General features: G+C 47.4%; 11 protein-coding genes and 1 rRNA gene. 10 read left to right on the forward strand and 2 right to left on the reverse strand.

Going from position 1 to position 20,205, the window contains the following annotated elements:
- Positions 1-42 precede the first annotated feature (42 nt).
- Together mfd and LX87_RS15700 are read left to right on the forward strand one after the other, a co-directional pair.
- Complete coding sequence (mfd, locus tag LX87_RS15695) at positions 43-3,438, forward strand: transcription-repair coupling factor (RefSeq protein WP_374755130.1); 3,396 nt, start codon at positions 43-45, stop codon at positions 3,436-3,438.
- Between the two features lie 89 nt (positions 3,439-3,527).
- Positions 3,528-4,799: an SUMF1/EgtB/PvdO family nonheme iron enzyme gene (locus LX87_RS15700; RefSeq protein ID WP_111629161.1), complete on the forward strand. Its 1,272-nt coding sequence runs from the start codon at positions 3,528-3,530 to the stop codon at positions 4,797-4,799.
- Positions 4,800-4,833: 34 nt separating this feature from the next.
- Here the strand turns inward: LX87_RS15700 and LX87_RS15705 are convergent, their stop codons facing one another.
- Positions 4,834-5,544 carry a ComF family protein gene (locus LX87_RS15705; RefSeq protein WP_111629162.1) on the reverse strand — a complete coding sequence of 237 codons (711 nt, stop codon included), beginning with the start codon at positions 5,542-5,544 and terminating at the stop codon, positions 4,834-4,836.
- 141 nt (positions 5,545-5,685) lie between these two features.
- Between LX87_RS15705 and LX87_RS15710 the strand changes: the two genes are divergently transcribed.
- The 6 genes from LX87_RS15710 to LX87_RS15735 all read left to right on the forward strand — a co-directional run bounded on the left by LX87_RS15710 (position 5,686) and on the right by LX87_RS15735 (position 16,524).
- Complete coding sequence (locus tag LX87_RS15710; RefSeq protein WP_111629163.1) at positions 5,686-6,072, forward strand: hypothetical protein; 387 nt, start codon at positions 5,686-5,688, stop codon at positions 6,070-6,072.
- A 112-nt stretch (positions 6,073-6,184) separates the two neighbouring features.
- The gene (locus LX87_RS15715) at positions 6,185-9,670 is read left to right on the forward strand and encodes a DUF4175 family protein (protein ID WP_310587914.1); all 3,486 of its coding nucleotides are present in this window, start codon (positions 6,185-6,187) and stop codon (positions 9,668-9,670) included.
- A 174-nt stretch (positions 9,671-9,844) separates the two neighbouring features.
- Entirely contained in the window at positions 9,845-11,707 is a 1,863-nt protein-coding gene (gene mnmG / locus LX87_RS15720) for a tRNA uridine-5-carboxymethylaminomethyl(34) synthesis enzyme MnmG (RefSeq protein ID WP_111629164.1), read from the forward strand.
- Positions 11,708-11,810: 103 nt separating this feature from the next.
- Positions 11,811-12,602: a class I SAM-dependent methyltransferase gene (locus LX87_RS15725; RefSeq protein ID WP_229310680.1), complete on the forward strand. Its 792-nt coding sequence runs from the start codon at positions 11,811-11,813 to the stop codon at positions 12,600-12,602.
- Between the two features lie 100 nt (positions 12,603-12,702).
- On the forward strand, positions 12,703-14,268 hold the full coding sequence (locus tag LX87_RS15730) for an Ig-like domain-containing domain (RefSeq protein ID WP_170139371.1): 1,566 nt from the start codon (positions 12,703-12,705) through the stop codon (positions 14,266-14,268).
- 453 nt (positions 14,269-14,721) lie between these two features.
- The gene (locus LX87_RS15735; protein ID WP_229310681.1) at positions 14,722-16,524 is read left to right on the forward strand and encodes a tetratricopeptide repeat protein; all 1,803 of its coding nucleotides are present in this window, start codon (positions 14,722-14,724) and stop codon (positions 16,522-16,524) included.
- A gap of 33 nt (positions 16,525-16,557) precedes the next feature.
- Here the strand turns inward: LX87_RS15735 and thrC are convergent, their stop codons facing one another.
- A complete protein-coding gene (gene thrC / locus LX87_RS15740) occupies positions 16,558-17,862 on the reverse strand; it encodes a threonine synthase (protein ID WP_111629232.1) in 1,305 nt (434 codons plus the stop codon).
- Between the two features lie 159 nt (positions 17,863-18,021).
- Here thrC and pruA point away from each other — a divergent pair, with 159 nt between their 5' ends.
- A complete protein-coding gene (pruA, locus tag LX87_RS15745) occupies positions 18,022-19,653 on the forward strand; it encodes an L-glutamate gamma-semialdehyde dehydrogenase (RefSeq protein WP_111629168.1) in 1,632 nt (543 codons plus the stop codon).
- 252 nt (positions 19,654-19,905) lie between these two features.
- Positions 19,906-20,205: ribosomal RNA gene (locus tag LX87_RS15750) — 16S ribosomal RNA — on the forward strand; the annotation flags it as partial.

Here is a 20,205-nt window from a genome sequence, read left to right on the forward strand (position 1 = left end):
CAATATCCGTTAACGCACGGTTAACCTGTTGCTTTTTGCCGCATGGAAACTAGCTCCCTGCGGCTTTTGGTATTTACTATTTCTATGAAAGTAGCCGATTTAATTACGTTATATACTGAAGATAGCTTCATCAAAATTATTGGTGAACAATTCCGCCGACCACATACCGCAGAATCCGCCCGTATTCAGTTAAAAGGCATTGTGGGCAGCCTCGACGCCGTACTGGCCGCGTCTGTTTACCGCATGCATCCATCCACGCTTCTGTTTGTTTTAACCGACCGGGAAGAAGCTTCTTATTTCTATAATGATTTGCAAAATTTATTGGGCGAAGATGTCCTGTTTTTCCCCATGTCCTATAAAAAACCGTATCAATATGAAGAGGTAGAAAATGCCAATGTATTGATGCGGGCGGAAGTGCTGAACAGGCTCAATTCTGATGCTAAACAAAACGTCATTGTGGTGACGTATCCGGAAGCATTATCGGAAAAAGTTATTAACAAACGGTCGTTGCGGGCCAATACATTATCCGTTAAAGTCGGGGATAAAATTGACGCTAATTTCGTCAACGAACTGCTCAACAGCTACGATTTCGAGAAAACCGACTTTGTGTACGAAGCCGGGCAATTTTCGATTCGGGGCGGTATTATCGACGTTTTTTCGTTTGCCAGTGAGTTTCCGTACCGGATTGAGCTATTTGGGGATGAGATCGAAAGCATCCGGTTGTTCAATCCGGAAAGCCAGCTATCCACCGATCCGGTCGAGCAGATCAGCATCATTCCAAATATCGAAAACAAGCTTATTCATGAGACGCGGGAGCCGTTTCTGGAGTTTTTCACCGATACAGCTACACTCTGGTTCAAGGATGTAGAACTGACGCTCGAAGTTATCGAGAAGAATTTTGAGAAAGCCGAGCAAAGTCTGGCGAGTCTGGTCGGCGGTAAAGGCGGTATTCAGATCGTTTCGGACCCAAACGTGCTTTTTGAAACCCGCCGGGGATTGTTAAATCAGATTAAAGCCTTCCGGACCGTCGAGTTTGGCCGTCGGTTTTACTTTAAATCGGACAACCGGCTTACGTATTCTTCCAAAGTTCAGCCCTCATTTAATAAAGATTTCAAGCTCCTGGTCGATAACTTATCGGAGAATCAGTCGAAAGGCTACACAAACATTATTGCGGCCGAATCCTACAAACAACAGGAACGGCTTAAAACCATCTTCGATGAACTCGATCCGTTTCTGAAATACCAGCCGCTCAGTATCTCACTGAAAGAAGGCTTCATTGACGAGCAGACAAAAGTGGTTTGCTACACCGATCACCAGATTTTTGACCGCTACTACAAATACCGGGTCCGGGATAAATTCTCCAAATCGAAAGCCCTGACCCTGCGTGAGTTAAAAACGCTGCAACCCGGCGACTTTGTAACCCACGTTGACCACGGTATTGGCCGGTTTGCGGGCCTGGAAAAAGTGGATGTGGGCGGTCGCGAGCAGGAGGCCATTCGGCTGATTTACCGCGATAACGACATTCTGCTGGTCAGTATTCACAGCTTGCACAAGATTGCGAAATACACCGGCAAAGAAGGGACTCCGCCGGTGATGAGCAAACTCGGAACGCAGGAATGGGAACTGAAAAAGTCGCGGGTTAAAAAGCAGGTCAAGGACATTGCGAAGGAATTGATTTCGCTTTATGCTAAACGCCGTCAGGCCCCGGGTTTTGCGTTCTCGCAGGACAGTTTTCTCCAGGCCGAACTCGAATCGTCGTTTATTTACGAGGATACGCCCGATCAGGCCAAGGCGACGGCCGACGTGAAAGCCGACATGGAACAATCGCACCCGATGGACCGGCTAGTTTGCGGGGATGTGGGTTTTGGCAAAACCGAGGTGGCGGTTCGGGCGGCTTTTAAAGCCGTTACGGATAACAAGCAGGTGGCGGTTCTGGTCCCGACCACCATTCTGGCCATGCAGCATTACAATACGTTCCGGGAACGACTGGCCGACTTTCCGGTAAAAATAGAATACATCAATCGCTTCCGTACAACCGCTCAAATTAAAGAAACCCTGAAACGGGTGGCTTCGGGTGAAACCGGCATTCTGATCGGTACGCACCGGATTGTAAACAAAGACATCAAATTCAAGGATTTAGGCCTGCTTATCATCGACGAAGAGCAAAAGTTCGGGGTTAAAACAAAAGACCGGCTGAAGGAAATGCGGGTGGATGTGGATGTCTTGACGCTAACGGCCACGCCCATTCCGCGAACGCTGCACTTCTCGCTGATGGGTGCCCGCGATCTGTCGGTCATTGCAACGCCCCCGCCAAACCGGCAACCGGTCACGACTGAAGTTCATGCGTTCAGCGAAACCATTGTCCGCGATGCGGTTAGTTATGAAGTCCGCCGGGGTGGGCAGGCTTTTTTTGTACACAACCGCGTCAGCGATATTGAGTCGATTGCCAACCTGATTATGCGGCTGGTCCCCGACGCACGGGTGTCGGTCGCACACGGTCAGATGGAAGGTGAAAAGCTGGAACGGGTGATGACCAAGTTCATCGAAGGGGAGTCGGACGTGCTGGTTTCCACAAACATCATTGAATCGGGTCTGGACATTCCGAACGCCAATACGATCATCATCAACCAGGCCCATATGTTTGGTTTGTCGGATCTGCACCAGATGCGCGGCCGGGTTGGGCGGTCGAATAAGAAAGCTTTTTGTTACCTGATGACGCCCCCGGTTTCGGTAATTACGTCCGACGCCCGGAAGCGGCTCCAGACGCTGGAAGATTTCTCGGAACTCGGAGAGGGTTTCAAGATCGCCATGCGTGACCTCGACATTCGGGGGGCGGGCAATCTGCTGGGTGCAGAACAGAGCGGTTTTGTGAATGACCTTGGCTTTGAAATGTACCACAAGATTCTGGACGAAGCGGTTCAGGAATTGAAAGAAACCGAGTTCAAAAACCTCTTCATGCCGAATGAAGACAGCCTGAAAACGCTGTTGCCGGACACGCTGATCGAAACGGATTTGCAGGTTCTGATCCCCGAAAAATACGTAGCCAACATCTCCGAGCGTTTGTCGTTATATAACCAGTTGGATAACATTCAGAATCAGAAAGAACTGGAGAGTTTCGAGCGTTCGGTGATTGACCGCTTCGGACCGATGCCGGAAGAGGTCGGCAACCTCATCAAATTGGTCACAGTTCGCTGGAAAGCAGAACGGTTACAGTTTGAAAAATTAACGCTAAAGAATAATATCATGAAGGGTACCTTCGTTTCTTCTGGGAACGATGATTTCTTCAACTCCGGGCAGTTTGGCAAAGTAATTGATTATGTCAAGAACAATTCAACAACCTGCTCATTAAAAGACTATAAAGGAAAGCTGATTTTCACGCAACGAGACGTAACTTCGGTCGATCAGATGGACACTGTGTTGCGCCAGATGGTGGAGTGATCGTCGGAAATTACGCATTGACCGTTCGTTACCGTGAAAGTTTGCCGGACATACTGTAATTTTGAACATTTATTAGTTACCAAATCGCAATGAATCGAACACAACCGTTACGTTCAATGGTCTACCTGCTGGCTTTTGCCGCGGTATTAGGTGCGTGTAAGTCCAAGCACCCGACCAGCGTGAAGCCGGGTAAGTTAAGTACAGCCACCGGTATTGATTACAACAAAGAGAATGGATTTCAGGTAGCTAAGTACAGAGGACAAACGGCGGGCCCCAACCTGGTGTTTATCGAAGGTGGACGTTTCACGATGGGCGCTTTGGAAGAAGATGTGATGAACTCGCGCGATAACCGCGAACGGACCGTCAGCATCCAGTCGTTCTACATGGACGAAACCGAGATTGCCAACATTCACTACCTCGAATATCTTGACGCAATTCAGCGCGATTCATCGGAAGAAGTTTATACCCGCGCACTGCCGGATACGAACGTCTGGAAAAATCCGCTTTCCTATAACGACCCTTACGTGACGCAGTATCTGCGTTTCCCCGGTTTCCGGTATTATCCGGTTGTGGGTGTATCGTGGGAACAGGCGGTAGACTACTCAACCTGGCGGACGGATGCCGTTAACGCAAACCTGGCGCAGAAAGGTAGCTCAACCGGCAAGAAAAAAGGCTTCTCGTTGAAGCGTAAGAAGAAAGAGGATGCCGCTCCGGCTGGTGAAGCGGAACAACCCGCAGTTGCTAAAAATTCGCAAACTACCCCAGCGATGGAAAGTGGCAACATTCTGCCGAACTACCGTCTGCCGTCTGAAGCCGAATGGGAATACGCAGCGAAGGCTATGATCGGTACGCAGTACATTGACGAAAACCAGTCGAACCAGCGGATTTATCCGTGGGATGGTTCTTCCATCCGGAACGCGAAAAAAGGCCGTAAACAAGGTCAGATGCTGGCTAACTTCAAACGAGGCCGTGGTGACTACGCCGGTATCGCCGGTAAATCAAACGATGCTGCCATCATTACGGCTGAGATTTATACGTATCCGCCCAATGACTTCGGTCTGTACAATATGGCCGGTAATGTGAACGAGTGGGTGTATGACGTATACCGTCCGCTTTCGTATCAGGACATGAATGACCTCAACCCGTTGCGTCGGGATGGTTATCTGGACGAAGAGAAAAACTACGATACCAAAAACGGTAACTCCATTATCAACGATAAACTGCGCGTTTACAAAGGTGGTTCCTGGGCGGATGTAGCCTATTGGTTAGCCCCTGGTACCCGCCGGTTTATGGCGCAGGATTCGGCAACGGCTACGATTGGTTTCCGCTGTGCGATGATTGCCGGAGGACGGAACAAATAAGCTTCCGATTACAGGCATTTTGGCGGCCACTCGACTATCGGGTGGCCGCTGCTGTTATAATCCCGACAGAACGGCTGTTTGCGGCCAGTAAAGTGGCGGTACAGGCTTCTAATGTAGCTCCCGTGGTTAGGACGTCATCAACCAGCAAAATGCGCTTATTTGCCACTAAATCGGGCTCGCCAACCTGGAAGACGTTACTCACGTTTTCCCAGCGTTCCATTCGGTCTTTACCGGTTTGACTGATGGTGTACTGGCTGCGCGTCAAAGCGCGATCGCTCCACGGTATTTCTAACACTTCCGAAAGGCCCCGGGCAATCCAGTCACTCTGGTTGTAACCGCGCTGGCGAAGCTTAGCAGGGTGGAGGGGTACGCTAACGATGAGGTCAATGTGCTCGTTCAACTGATTATCCGTTTTTAACTGATAACCATACCAGCGGCCCAGCAGATGTCCAACCTCTTTATGCCCCCGGTATTTCAGGGCATGAATAAGCCGTTGGGTTTTGCCCCGCTTGGTGAAATACAGGTAAGCATATACAAACTCAACCGGCACTTTTCCCGCGAATTTGGTCAGCCCCGCCATTAGGGCGTCTCCCCGATGCTGGCCGGTTTCCGGGAGCTGAAGCCGACAGGCTGTGCAGATGAGTTCTTCGCCGTTTTGCAGGCTGTTCTGACACAACAAACACGGGTCTGGGTAAAACAGATTCAGGAAGTCTCCGAAGCCGCTGGCGATAAGTTTTCCGATCATTTTCAGGAACTTAGTTAACAGAAAATGTTTTAATGCAACGATGCCTGATGCGCTTACATCTTTCTTTCGCTTCTTGTGACGGATCAGGTTACAGAAAGTCATAAAATGAATTAAAAACCCGATAAGCTCTTATAGACATATATGATTACCCAGGAAATTGAACAGGAGTGGGAACAGGTGCTGGATTATCTGGAAAAAGCCGTCGGCAAGCGCCCGGCTGACTTAAACAGCGTGCTATTTCTAATTGGTGTGCAGGAGTTAGGCCGTGGAACACAGACGTTTACGAAAGAACAAAAGCAGGATTTAATGCACATCGCCATTTGTAAAGTACTAAGTTACTCCGGCTATTATGAGTTGGTTGGCACAGATCAGGATGGCTGGCCGCACTGGCGTTTGGTACAGAAGGTGCCCCATATTGATTTACTCAGTCAGGAGAGTTTTCTGAAGGCGCACGTCATCCGGTATTTCAATGATTACCTTGATCCTTCTGAAAAAAGTGAAGCGGGTCCATCGGATAAAATTGTGTAACGATCTTCTTCGTTATCAGAAGGAAGTTAGGGTCTAAATTCTTATCTTGAAGTAAGATTTAGAACCGTGATTATCAGAGCAGTGCCAACCCTTTAAGAACACACCCATGCAGATGCAAGATTCGATTCAAACGCTGCTGCTGCGTATTGAAGAATACAGGAAAAAGTTTTACATCAATCAGATTGCCAAAGGCGCCATCTTTTTTATTGCGTTTTCGCTGTCGATTTATCTGCTTATGAACACCGCTGAATTTTTCGGCCGTTTTAGTTCACCCGTTCGTGGAATGCTGTTTTTCGGCTCCCTGGCGGTTATAGCGTTTGCCTTATATTACTGGGTTATTAATCCGTTGATTCACCTCTACGGTCTGGGCAAATCACTAAGCCATGAAGAAGCCGCTCAGCAAATCGGACGTTTTTTTCCGGAGGTCGGGGATAAGCTTCTTAATACACTACAGCTTCGGGCACTTAGCCGTCAGCAAAGCGATTTGCTGGAAGCGAGTATTAACCAGCGTTCCAAGCAACTGCTGATTGTGCGGTTTGCAGACGCTATTCAGATCAATCAAAACCGTCGCTTTGTAAAATATGCCGTTATTCCGGCGCTCATTATCGGTGGTTTGTTACTGCTTTATCCGGCATTTTTAACCAGTACGTCCAAGCGAATTATTAGCTATGACCAGGAGTTTGCGGAGGAAGCGCCCTTCCAGTTTTTGCTGCGCAACAAAAATTTAAAGGCGTTTCGCAATGAAGATTACACACTGGAACTGCAATTAAAAGGGAATGCCTTACCGCAGGATGTTTATCTGGTTTCCAACAACACCCGTTTCAAGTTAACAAATGACGGCAAAGGGCTTTTTACATATACGTTTGATAACGTCCAGCGTGATATACCGTTCCGATTCGAAGCCGTTGGATTTACCTCACCCAATTACCAGTTAACGGTTCTGGACCGCCCCGGCCTGCTTTCGTTTGACGTTAGCCTGGTTTACCCATCGTATCTGAATAAACCATCGGAGCAGCTTTCAAACGTCGGTAACCTGCTTGTTCCGGAGGGTACTCAGGTAACCTGGCGATTTGCAGCCGCCAACACCGACTCGGTTCTGGTCCGGTTTGGCAGCGAGCCGCGTGGTCTGGTAGCCGACAAGCAATCATCTGATGAGTTCGAATTCTCGCGGGTAGTCCGGAAATCGTCGATGTATTCCATTTCGTTGAAGAATAAAGTAGCCGCAAGCCGTGACAATATTCAGTATACACTGAATGTCGTTAATGATAAGTTTCCGCAAGTTTCGCTGGAAAACTTTAAGGATACGACCTTCTATAACTACGTGATGCTGGGAGGGACCATCACTGATGATTACGGTTTCTCAAATCTGAAAGTCATGTACAAAGTGATCCGGGCCGGTCAGGGCGCTCCGGATAAATTTCTGGCCCGGTCGATTCCTTTCAATCGTTCGACCTCTACGCAGAACTTTTACTATCAGTGGGGGCTCGATAGCCTGAAAATGCAACCCGGTGATCGGTTGGAATATTTTGTCCAGGTTTGGGATAATGATGCTCTCAATGGCTTTAAAACCGCCCGTTCAAGCTTTGCGCAATTTGCCGTTCCTGATCAAAATAAGCTCACGGAAGAAGCTGAGCGGTCGTCGGAAAAAACCGAAAACCAGATTAGCAAGACGTTATCGAAAGCACAGCAGCTCAAAAAAGATTTAAACTCTCTGGAAAACAGGCTTCAAACCAAAAAGAATCTGGACTTCCAGGACAAAAAACAAGCTGAAGATTTGCTGAAAAAGCGGGAAGAGTTGCTACAGGAGTTGAAAGAACTTCAGGAGCAAAACCGGACGAACAACGAGCGGCAGCAGCGTTTTAACAATCAAAATCCGGAAATGCTCCAGAAGTTCGAGCAGCTTCAGAAGCTGATGAACGAGCTCATGGACCCGGAAACCCAGAAGCTGTACGAGGAATTGAAGAAGATGCTGGAGCAGAAGCAGGATGATAAAATGATCGATATGCTCGACCGGCTGAAGAACAAAGAGAAAAACCTCGAGAAAGAACTGGAACGTGCGCTCGAACTTTTCAAGCAATTGCAGATGGAACAGAAGATGGAAAATACCATCAAGAACCTTCAGCAGCAGGCGGAGAAGCAGGAGCAGCTAGCCAACGATACGGAGAAAAAGGACGCTCAGAAAGGAAAAGAGGAGAGTGCTGATCCGAAGAAAGACAACGCTCAATCAAAGAAAGAGGACAAGTCTCAATCAAAAAAAGAGGATCAGCAGGCCAAGAAAGAGGAGGGCGCTGACAGCAAGAAAAATGAAAACGATGCTTCCAAAAAAGATGAAAACGCTGAGTTAAGCAAAAAGCAGGAAGAGCTTAACAAGGATTTTCAGAAGACCCGCGAAGACCTGAAAGAAACTGAGAAGATGGCTCAGGAGATGAAGAACAGCCAGGAGCAGGATACGCATAAGGATCTTCAGGAGGAAATCAGCAACGAACAGCAGGAAAGTAAAGAACAGCTTGATCAGCAGCAGAACAGCAAAGCGTCCAAGGCACAGCGGAATGCGGCTAAGCAAATGAAGAAGTTGAGCGAGCAACTGGAGCAACAGATGCAGTCGTCGGAGATGGAAGAGTCGCAGGAAAATATGGATGATTTGCGCGACATTCTTGAAAATCTGATTCAGCTTTCCTTCGATCAGGAACGGGTTATGAAGGATTTCAAAGCCGTTTCGCTACAGGACCCGCGTTTTGTGAAGCTTGCCCAGGATCAGCTAAAGTTACAGGACGATGCAAAAATTATTGAAGACAGCCTCTATGCTTTGGCAAACCGGGTGCTACAGATTCAGACGTTTGTGACGCGGGAATTGAATAACATGAAAGGATACATGGATGAGAGTGTAAAATACATCCGTGAGCGTCGGCTGAATGTGGCTACCTCGAAACAGCAGTTTGCCATGACGTCTATTAATAATCTTGCGCTAATGCTGAGCGATGTTTTCAAGCAGATGCAGGAGCAGATGAATCAGATGTCGTCCTCCAGTCCAGGCAAGGGCAAACCGAAAAAAGGAAAAGGCAAGGGTAGCATGGCATTGGGTGAAATGCAGAAGAAGTTGAACGAACGAATGCAGAAACTTCTGAAAGAAGGCCAGAATCAAGGGCAGGGTGGTAAGGGAGGCCGCGGTATGTCGGAAGAACTTTCCCGTCTGGCCGCTGAGCAAGCCATGATGCGAAAAATGCTGAAAGAATTGCAGGATGCCCAGAAAGGAACCGAAGTTGGTAAAAAGCTGGGCAATGAGCTAAACGACCTCATGAACAAGATGGATGAAACAGAAACCGATCTTGTAAACAAACGGCTCTCCCAAAACACGATCAAACGTCAGCAGGATATGCTTATCCGTTTGCTGGAATCTGAAAAAGCAATTAAGGAGCAGGAGGAAGATATGCAGCGCAAGGCAGAGTCAGCGAAACCCGTTATGCGAAAACCACCTCCGCAGTATGATCAATTGGTGAAGGACAAACAGAAACAGGTTGAATTGTTACGCTCTGTTCCACCGGATTTTTCACCATTCTACAAACGGGAGGTCGATTCCTACCTCAAAAAGTTAAAGTAAGTTAAGGGGCTTCGGCCCCTTTTTCTTTTTGAATTATTTAAATGTTTTTCATGTTGCATGTAATAATGTAGCCCTTTGTACGGGCTTTATTTTTTATTTTTGTCTTCGTTTTTCTCCGTGTTGTAAAATGTTTCCACGTGGAACATTTTTTCAAACTTTCTAAAAACCAAATTTATGTTTAGTAAGTATGATGTCATTGTAGTAGGGGCGGGCCACGCCGGTTGTGAGGCAGCAGTAGCAGCAGCCACAATGGGTTCGTCCGTTTTACTGATCACAATGAACATGCAGACCATTGCCCAAATGTCATGTAATCCAGCAATGGGCGGAGTTGCGAAAGGGCAGATCGTACGGGAAATAGATGCGTTAGGAGGGCAGTCAGGAATCATTAGCGATAAATCCATGATTCAGTTTCGAATGCTGAATCGCTCGAAAGGTCCCGCCATGTGGAGTCCACGTTGCCAGAGTGACCGTATGCTCTTCGCAGCCGAATGGCGTAAAACACTGGAGGAAACACCGAACCTGGACTTCTGGCAGGATACGGTAACCGAAGTTACTGTAAAAGATAAAAAAGTGACTGGCGTGAAAACCAGCATGGGAATGGAGATCGAAAGTGATGCGGTTGTTCTTACGAACGGTACGTTTCTGAACGGCAAAATCTACATTGGAGAGAAAACCTTCGGCGGAGGACGTACCGCCGAGCGTTCAGCAACGGGTTTAACCGAGCAACTGATTCAGTTGGGGTTTGAAGCGGGCCGGATGAAAACAGGAACTCCCCCGCGTGTGGATGGGCGCAGTCTGAATTATGACAGGATGGAAGAGCAACCCGGCGACGAAGAACCCGGCAAATTCTCCTACCTGAATACTCCGACTTTGACCAAACAAAGGCATTGCTGGATAACCTACACCAACCCGGATGTGCACGAAATCTTGAAAACCGGCTTCGAACGGTCGCCCATGTTTACGGGTCGCATTAAAGGATTAGGCCCCCGCTATTGCCCTTCGGTAGAAGATAAAATCAACCGGTTTGCAGATAAAGACCGGCACCAGATTTTCGTGGAGCCAGAAGGATGGGATACCGTCGAAGTTTACGTGAACGGTTTTTCAACTTCTTTGCCGGAAGATATTCAGATCAAAGCGCTGCGAAAAATACCGGGTTTTGAAAACGCCAAAATGTTTCGTCCGGGCTATGCCGTGGAATACGACTACTTTCCGCCGACTCAATTAAAGCATACGCTGGAGACGCAATTAATCGACGGATTGTTTTTTGCGGGACAGATCAACGGGACGACGGGGTACGAGGAAGCCGCCTGTCAGGGACTCATGGCCGGTATCAATGCGCACAACAAAGCTCAGGAATTAGGCGAGTTCACGTTAAAAAGATCGGAAGCTTACATTGGCGTATTGATCGACGATCTCATTACAAAAGGTACCGAAGAACCGTACCGGATGTTTACCTCGCGGGCCGAATACCGTACCATTCTTCGCCAGGATAACGCGGATTTGCGACTGACTGAAAAAGGCTATAAGATCGGACTTGCCTCGCAGGAACGGTATGACCTTATGCAAACCAAGCAAGCAAATGTGACGGCAATTCTGGATGAGATGAAGCAGATGCGCGTACAGCCGGAAGCCATCAACGGTTTGCTGGATTCATTGGGAAGCGCCCAAATTCGTGAAAAAACTTCGCCTTACTTGTTGCTGCGGAGACCCGAAATTAACCGGAAAGAACTCCAGTTGTTGGGCGGAACGGTAACCGAGTATCTTAATTCCTTTAACCAGGAGACAATCGAAGAAGCGGTGATATCGGTAAAATACGAGAGCTACGTGGAGAAAGAACGTCTGATGGTAGAGCGAACCGAGAAGCTTGATAACTTATTGATCCGACCCGATTTTGACTATGACCGGTTATCGGCTCTGTCATTTGAGGGACGTGAGAAATTGAAACGAATCCGCCCCCAGACCATTGGACAGGCATCGCGCATTAGCGGAGTTAGCGCTTCCGACATTTCAATCTTAATGGTGTATTTAGGTCGGTAATAGCATGGCGGTGGAACATCTTGCAGAATGTCCGGTTTGCGGAAATCAGTCGTTTTCGAACTGGCTAGCGTGCAAAGATTATCTGGTTTCTGAAACCGAGTTTATGATTCAGAACTGTGAAAAATGTGGCTTCAAGGCAACCAATCCCCGGCCTGTTGAACAGGAAATCGGGCGGTATTATCAGTCCGAAGACTATATTTCGCACAGCGATACGCGGAAAGGAATTATCAGCCAACTGTATCATACCGTCCGGTCGATTACCGTAAAACAGAAAGTAAAGCTGATTACAGGACTAGCGCCCCGGAAAGGCCATCTGTTAGACATAGGCTGCGGATCGGGTTATTTTCTATCCGCCAGTCAGCAGGCGGGGTGGAACGTGATGGGAACGGAGCCGGATGAAAATGCCCGGCTGCAAGCACAAAACCGCATCAATATCAAGCTTGGCAAATCCATTCATGAGTTGGATGAAAGCCAGCGTTACCATGTGATTAGCTTATGGCACGTTCTGGAACATATTCATGAATTACCGGAAACGCTGGGGTGGATGCGGGCGCATTGTCATCAAAACGGTTATGCAATCATTGCCGTTCCCAACCATCGTTCGTGGGACGCACAGCATTATAAACAGTTTTGGGCTGCTTACGATGTTCCCCGGCATCTGTATCATTTCTCGCCGGATGCCATGAAATCGTTATTAAGCCGTTACGGTTTTGACGTGATTCAACAGCGCCCGATGCTCTTTGATGCCTTTTATGTCAATATGCTGAGCACCAAAAACCGGGATGGAAAACCGGCCTACTTTGAAAGTTTTTGGAATGGAATTCGTTCTAATTGGGCAGCCTACCAGAATGGAGGAGATTATTCAAGCTTAATTTACATCGCTCAGGCCCGCTAACTAAACGACCACTTATGCCCTGAATAGCGATACTATTCAGGGTTTTTTATTGCCAAAAATGAAACAAGCTCTTTTTCTATTCGCGATCATCGCTGTTTTTTTGAACTCATGTTCACAATACGCTGCTCCAATTGGAGGGAAGAAAGATACGCTGGCACCGGTTCTGGTGAAGAGCACACCGATAAACAAACAGAAAAACTTTAATGATAAAACCATTGAGGTCATCTTTAATGAATACATCCGGGTTGATAATCCCAATCAGAAAATCCTGATCACCCCCGAACCCGAAGTGCCCTTCAAACCGCGAATCAAACCGAACGGTTTGCGGCTGGTATTCGACAAACCATTCAAGGAAAACACCACCTATACGTTTAACTTCACCGATGCCATTAAGGATGCGACCGAAAATAATCCGGCCCTGAATTTGAAATTAGTGTTCAGTACAGGCAATGCCATTGACTCGTTGAGGGTAGGAGGGAAGGTTACCGACATCCAGACCGGCCAGCCCGTCCTGAATACATTGGTAGGTTTATACATCCCCAGTGATACGCTGACGCCGACCAAAATAAAGCCGTATTATTTTACACGCACGGATACGTCCGGGATTTTTTTACTGGAGAATGTACGCGATGGACGTTATAAAGTGTTCGCCTTTGATGACAAAAATTTAAACCTTATCCTGAACCCGGGGGTCGAAAAAGTTTCTTTTCTACCAGGCGACCTGGATTTAAAAGCGAACAATGATACGCTGAACTTTCAGTTATTTTCCTTTTACAATACTCCTCCGCGCTCTGTCCGAACGCAGCAGCTGGTGAACACCTACACGTTTGTATTTGATAGAGGAATAGAAAATTATACCGTCCGGTTCGATAATCCTGAAGACAGCATTCCTTCGTTTTTCAGAACGCCCACCGAGTTAACTTTCTTTAATGCAAAGGCAACAACCGATACCGTCCGGCTTCAGATTACCGTAACGGACTCTCTTAAAAATAAAGCGGAACTGACGCAAAAATTTAAATTTCGAACACCGACCCGACGTGAAACACGGGATGCACTTACGCTCACGGCTGTGCCCGCCGATAACGGAGATATGGATCGCCAGGTAAAAGTCGAGCTTCAGTTTTCGAAACCGATTAAAAGCATTACAACCGATTCACTCCAGTTATTCAGTGATAGTACCAACCAAGTTCCGCTGAGTGCGGAAGACTACCATTGGGAAAATAATCAAACCCGTTTCATTCTGACCAAGACGACTACAGCCGGCCGAAGCTTAGCACTGCGGTTAGGAAAGGGAGCGTTCATCAGCGCGCTCAATGATTCAACGGCCGCCACAGAACTCAACTACTTCATCCGCGATCCGGAAAAGTATGGGATACTGGTTGGGAAGGTCAACACAACGGCGAAGCAATTTATTGTAGAACTACTCGATGAAGAATTCAAACCAATTAATAAACAAATAAACAACCCGAACTACCGTTTCGTTAATATCAAACCGGGACGATACCGGCTCCGGGTTATCATCGACGAGAACGGAAACGGCCGGTGGGATAGCGGCAATCCACTTGAAAACCGTGTGCCCGAACCCATCTATTTCTTCACCAGAAACAAAGGGATCATTCCCATAAAAGCTAACTTCGATATTAACGAGGATATTGACGCATTCTGAAAAGGTCAATGTAAAATAAAAAAAACACAACTTATCGGTGGAAAAGTAGGTGGAAAACTTCGCGTCTTGTGTGGAAAAAATGTGAAAAGGTGGAAAAGCAATTGTGGAAAATTCAGAATACCGTGTGGATAAGATCGTTGAGAACTGTGGATAGGGGATAACTTCCTTGTTCTCCACAAATTATTCCTCAACTAATCAACATGTGGAAATGTTTACACTGTATCTTGTGGAAATGTGCCTAAATACCGTCTCTATATACAGCACCAATTGTGGATAAGTAGAGTAAAGATTGATTATCAATAATTTGCATGTGGATAATTTTGTGAACAGTGTGGATAACTCGAATTTTTTATCCACAAATAATTCTGATCAATGTGTATAAATAACTTATCCACATATCCACAGTGAACAACCTTTACAATCCTTTTATTAAACTATTTAATAAAAAAGAAAATGAAGAAGGTAGTAGGTCTATGGTTCATGCTATGCTTAGTTGGCTTACTGAATGGATTTGCTCAGGAGGGGCAGGATCTGGCCGATGAGTATTTCAAAAAAGGAGAGGTGGAGAAAGCGTATACAATTTATCAAAAGTTAATAAAACCCGGTGCGAATAAACAGGTGATGAACCGCTATGTGGAAAGTGCCGTAAAACTCGATAAGATAGGTGACGCCGAAAAGGTAATGCGCCGGTTAGTAAAGTCGGACGACAAAAACCCGTATGTGTTTTTGCAGGCCGGTATTCTGGAGGAAAGCCGTAAGGACTCGGCTAAAGCAGAAGTTTACTTTAACAAGGCTATCAGCGTTGCTGGCGGAAATGTTAACGGGCTGGCGGAGTTGGCCCAGGACTTTTCCGAACGCAATAAACAGGCCTGGTCGGTTAAAATTCTGAAAAAAGCACGCGAACAGAGTAAGGACCCCGTTGCCTATGCCGGTGAGCTGGCCCGGCTGTATGGATCACTCGGCCAGAAAGAAAACATGGTCGATGAGTTACTACAGTGGGGGTTGATTCCGGGAAATCGGGATAACGTCCAGGCCATTTTGCAGGACAACCTGAAGGAGAACGACCAGAAAATGCTGGAAACCGTTCTGTACAAAAAAGTGCAGGAAAGTCCGAATGAAATGTTCTACACTGAGATGCTGGTTTGGTACCTGACGCAGAAGAAAGAGTTTTACAAAGCATTCATTCAGGAACGTGCCCTCGACAAACGCTTAAAATTGACCGGTGTGCGCGTTTATGATCTGGGAGCGGTTGCACTCCAGAACAAGGATTATAAGAACGCTGCGGCCATGTTTGAGTACGTAGCGAAGGAATATCCCCAGGGGCAGCTCTATCCGTTTGCCCGACGACTGGTGATTAAGGCCCGTGAAGAGCAGGTGAAGAATACATATCCCGTGGATAACCTTGAAATCCGGAAGCTCATTGCCGACTACCAGAAAATGTTTCAGGAACTGGGAAAAAACAACCGGACACTGGAAGCCCTCCGGAGCACGGCCAACCTTTACGCGTTTTATCTGGATGAAAAAGATACAGCGATAACCATTCTTCAACTGGCCACTGAAATCGGCAAAACCGAAAGGACCTTTATCGACCGCTGTAAGCTGGACATGGGGGATATTTATCTGCTCAAGGGCGAACCGTGGGAAGCTACGTTGCTGTACTCACAGGTCGAAAAATCGCAGAAAGAGGATTTACTGGGGTATGAGGCTAAACTTCGGAATGCTCGTTTGCATTACTACAAAGGCGATTTTGAACTGTCGAAAGAAGTACTGGACATTCTGAAACAGGCTACGAGTCGCGAAATTGCCAACGACGCCGGTGCCCTCAGTCTCCTCATAATGGATAATACCGGCATGGATAGCTCCGAAACCGCCATGAAAGAGTACGCTTCCATTGAACTGATGTTGTTCCAGAATAAAGTGGATTCGGCCGCGCTGGCGCTCAATCAGATGTATGCCAAGTACAAAGACCACAGCCTGGCGGATAATATTCTCTGGCTGCGGGCGAACACTCTGTTAAAGCAAAACAAAACGGATGAGGCTCTTCAGGATCTGGAAAAAATCTCGGCCAATTATGGAGAAGACGTGCTGGGCGATGATGCTCTGTTCCTGACGGCAAAAACATACGAGGAAAACCGGAAAGATAAAACCAAAGCCATGGAGCTTTACAACCAGCTTTTGCAGAAATACCCCGGAAGTATCTTCGGGGCGGAAGCCCGAAAACGATTCCGGGCCCTGCGAGGAGATATTATTAATTAAAAAAAGACCCGCCATCCAGCGGGTCTTTTCATTTTAGGCGGTTTGCAGCAGCAACTCTTTAAACTCCGCAAAATCAGCTTTCATTTTGATACTTTGCTTCGGACGGTTCATCAGTTCTTCCAAAGCGGCCGGGATATCCACAGGCGTGTGGATAACTGACTCAACCAGTTCTTTAAATTTGGCCGGATGAGCCGTAGCGAGCGATATTCCACAGACATCGGTGTGGATATGTTGATAACTTTTCAACCCCATGTAACCGACGGCTGTGTGTGGACACATTACGTAGTTAAATTGTTGATAAACATCGTCCATCGTCTGCCTCGTTTGCTCATCTGTGAAGTAGTAACCCGACAGCATTTGTTTCAGGGTGTCGAAGTCATCATTGAACAAATGAGTTAAGCGCACGAAATTGCTTGGGCTGCCCACATCCATCGCATTTGAAATGGTTTCTACCGACGGTTTAGGGGCGTACGAGCCAGTTTGCAGATAAGTCGGCACTACATGATTCAGGTTCGTCGAAGCAATAAATTGATGGACTGGTAAGCCCATTTTATACGCCAGAGTCCCTGCACTCAGGTTACCAAAATTGCCACTGGGGGTTGAAAAGACAACGGGTTTACCAAAGTGCTTCACCTGCCCATAAGCCCGGACATAATAAAAACTCTGGGGGATCAGTCGGAAGATATTGATGGAGTTAGCCGACGCTAAACTAAACTGTTGATTCAATTCACCATCCGTAAAAGCCGATTTGACGAGCGCCTGACAGTCATCAAAAGAACCGTCGACTTCAATGGCAGTGATATTCTGGCCCAGCGTGGTGAGTTGTTTCTCTTGTAAGTCACTAACCCGGCCACTGGGATACAAAATCGTTACTTTAATACCCGGAACCCCGAGGAAGCCCATCGCAACCGCGCCACCCGTGTCGCCCGAGGTTGCCACCAGAATATGCACTTCCCGATTAGACTGTTCCAGATAATAACCCATCATAGCCGCCATATAGCGGGCTCCTACATCTTTAAAAGCCAGAGAAGGGCCGTGGAATAATTCAAGAACATGGGTTCTGCCTTCTTCGAGCGCTACGACCGGTGTATCGAACGGAAAAGCCCGGTGCACCAGTTCTTCCAGCTTGTCTGTCGGAATAGTATCTTTAAAAAGGGTAGCGCTAATCTGGAAACCGATGTCGGCCAGCGTACCATCAGCAATGGAATTGAAAAAGTCCGCACCCATAAAAGGGACGGTTTCCGGCATGTAAAGGCCCCGATCGGCTGGCAGACTCCGGAGCAGGGCTTCTTCCATCGACACCCGGATAGAAGGGTTATTAGTACTGTAAAACTTCATAGTCAGTAGCTGAAAAAATTGCCGCAAGTTACAAAACCCCAAACCGTTAACCGAACAAATGCCGCTACAAATGCCAAAAACTGTTCCGGAAGTTTATGGAACCTAAAACGGTTCGTTTCAATTATCTAATTTTGCAGGCTTCATTTAATCAACAAACAAATGTCAGTAGGCTTTTTTCAGGTACCATTCCCACAAAATGAGCCGGTCAAAGAATACCGTCCCGGTTCCGACGAGCGCACAAAATTGAAAGCCGCGCTGGCCGAAGCTTCTTCAAACACAATCGATATACCCATGTACATTGGTGCAGACGAAGTTCGGACCGACGTACAGAAGGCTTTAGTTGCTCCGCATAACCGTCATCAGATTTTAGGATATTATCACGAAGGCGACGAATCGCATGTAGAGCAGGCCATTACAGCTGCGCTGAACGCCAAAGAAGATTGGGCAAATTTAACCTGGGAACACCGGGCGAGCATTTTTCTGAAAGCCGCCGAATTGCTGGCCGGACCCTATCGCTACAAAATCAACGCGGCAACGATGCTGGGCCAATCGAAAAGTGCCTTTCAGGCCGAGATTGATTCAGCCTGCGAGCTGATTGATTTTTTGCGGTTTAATGTCCATTACATGACGGAAATCTACAGCCAGCAACCCCGGTCGTCGGCGGGCGTCTGGAACCGTCAGGAATACCGTCCGCTGGAAGGTTTTGTCTTTGCGTTGACACCGTTCAATTTCACGGCTATTGCCGGTAACCTGCCCACTGCACCGGCCATGATGGGAAATACCGTCGTGTGGAAACCGGCTATCCAGCAAATCTATTCTGCCCGGGTTATTATGGAAGTGCTGAAAGAAGCGGGACTACCAGATGGCGTGATCAACCTGATTTACGTAGATGGTCCGGTAGCGGGCGAGGTAATATTCAACCATCCGGATTTTGCCGGAATCCACTTCACGGGCAGCACCGGTGTTTTTCAGCAGATCTGGAAAACGATTGGCGAAAATATTCATCTGTACAAATCCTACCCCCGAATTGTGGGAGAAACCGGCGGTAAAGACTTTGTATTGGTGCATGAATCAGCTGATCCGAAAGCGGTTGCTACGGCTTTGGTTCGTGGAGCCTTTGAATACCAGGGGCAGAAATGTTCGGCGGCTTCCCGTGCCTATATTCCTGTCTCACGCTGGGACCAGATCCGTGAATATGTATTAGCTGATTTGCAGGCTATCAAGATGGGCACAGTGGAAAATTTCCAGAACTTCGTTAATGCTGTCATTGACGAAAGAGCCTTTGACAAAATCACTAGGTACATTACAGATGCGAAAAACGACCCGACAATTGAAGTAGTTGCGGGTGGGGGCTTCGACAAAAAAGACGGTTTTTTTGTGGAACCAACGGTTCTACTCGCTTCTGATCCGTTATATGTTACCATGTGCGAAGAGATTTTCGGGCCGGTCCTGACGGTTTATCTGTATCATCCCGACAATATCGAGCAAACCATTGAGTTAGTTGATCAGACATCGCCTTATGCATTGACGGGAGCAATTTTTGCCCAAGACCGTTATATAATTGAACGGGTCGCTAAAAAGCTGTCGAATGCGGCTGGTAATTTCTATATCAATGACAAGCCAACGGGAGCTGTCGTGGGCCAGCAGCCTTTTGGGGGCGCCCGGGCATCTGGTACAAATGATAAAGCCGGTTCGTCTTTAAACCTGTTACGGTGGGTATCTGCGCGGGCAATTAAGGAAACGTTGGTACCGCCAACCGATTTCCGCTACCCATTTATGGATGCTGAATAGGCAATATTGGAATCGAAGCGGGATAGATTTGCATTCAATAAAGAATTTTAAAATAAAGTAAGTTTTTTTGGAAAAGGGCTTGCGTTAAGTAAATCAAACTGCTACCTTTGCAGTCCCAATTCAGTGATACGGTTGAGCAAACGAAGTTCAACCGCAGTTTTCCAGACGAGGAAGACACGTTCTTTGACAAGTTGACCAAATTAAGTAAGAGGTAAGGTTTCTGCATAACAGTGCATGTTATAGTAGTTATTTACAATGGAGAGTTTGATCCTGGCTCAGGATGAACGCTAGCGGCAGGCCTAATACATGCAAGTCGAACGGATGACCTTCGGGTCATTAGTGGCGCACGGGTGCGTAACGCGTAAGCAACCTACCTGCTACTGGGGGATAGCCCTGGGAAACCGGGAGTAAACCCGCATGGTATCATTAACCTACCTGGGTTGATGATTAAAGATTTATCGGTAGCAGATGGGCTTGCGTTGGATTAGCTAGATGGCGGGGTAATGGCCCACCATGGCGATGATCCATAGGGGCTCTGAGAGGAGCGGCCCC

Origin of the sequence: Larkinella arboricola, assembly GCF_003259745.1 — a bacterium.
Taxonomy (GTDB): Bacteria; Bacteroidota; Bacteroidia; order Cytophagales; family Spirosomataceae; genus Larkinella; species Larkinella arboricola.

Excerpts from the sequence above, each read along its gene's own strand:
- LX87_RS15705 (WP_111629162.1), bottom strand. The coding sequence starts at position 5,544 with ATGATCGGAAAACTTATCGCCAGCGGCTTCGGAGACTTCCTGAATCTG.
- LX87_RS15715 (WP_310587914.1), top strand. The coding sequence starts at position 6,185 with ATGCAAGATTCGATTCAAACGCTGCTGCTGCGTATTGAAGAATACAGG.
- LX87_RS15725 (WP_229310680.1), top strand. The coding sequence starts at position 11,811 with ATGATTCAGAACTGTGAAAAATGTGGCTTCAAGGCAACCAATCCCCGG.
- LX87_RS15735 (WP_229310681.1), top strand. The coding sequence starts at position 14,722 with ATGAAGAAGGTAGTAGGTCTATGGTTCATGCTATGCTTAGTTGGCTTA.
- mnmG (WP_111629164.1), top strand. The coding sequence starts at position 9,845 with ATGTTTAGTAAGTATGATGTCATTGTAGTAGGGGCGGGCCACGCCGGT.
- mfd (WP_374755130.1), top strand. The coding sequence starts at position 43 with ATGGAAACTAGCTCCCTGCGGCTTTTGGTATTTACTATTTCTATGAAA.
- LX87_RS15710 (WP_111629163.1), top strand. The coding sequence starts at position 5,686 with ATGATTACCCAGGAAATTGAACAGGAGTGGGAACAGGTGCTGGATTAT.
- pruA (WP_111629168.1), top strand. The coding sequence starts at position 18,022 with ATGTCAGTAGGCTTTTTTCAGGTACCATTCCCACAAAATGAGCCGGTC.
- thrC (WP_111629232.1), bottom strand. The coding sequence starts at position 17,862 with ATGAAGTTTTACAGTACTAATAACCCTTCTATCCGGGTGTCGATGGAA.
- LX87_RS15700 (WP_111629161.1), top strand. The coding sequence starts at position 3,528 with ATGAATCGAACACAACCGTTACGTTCAATGGTCTACCTGCTGGCTTTT.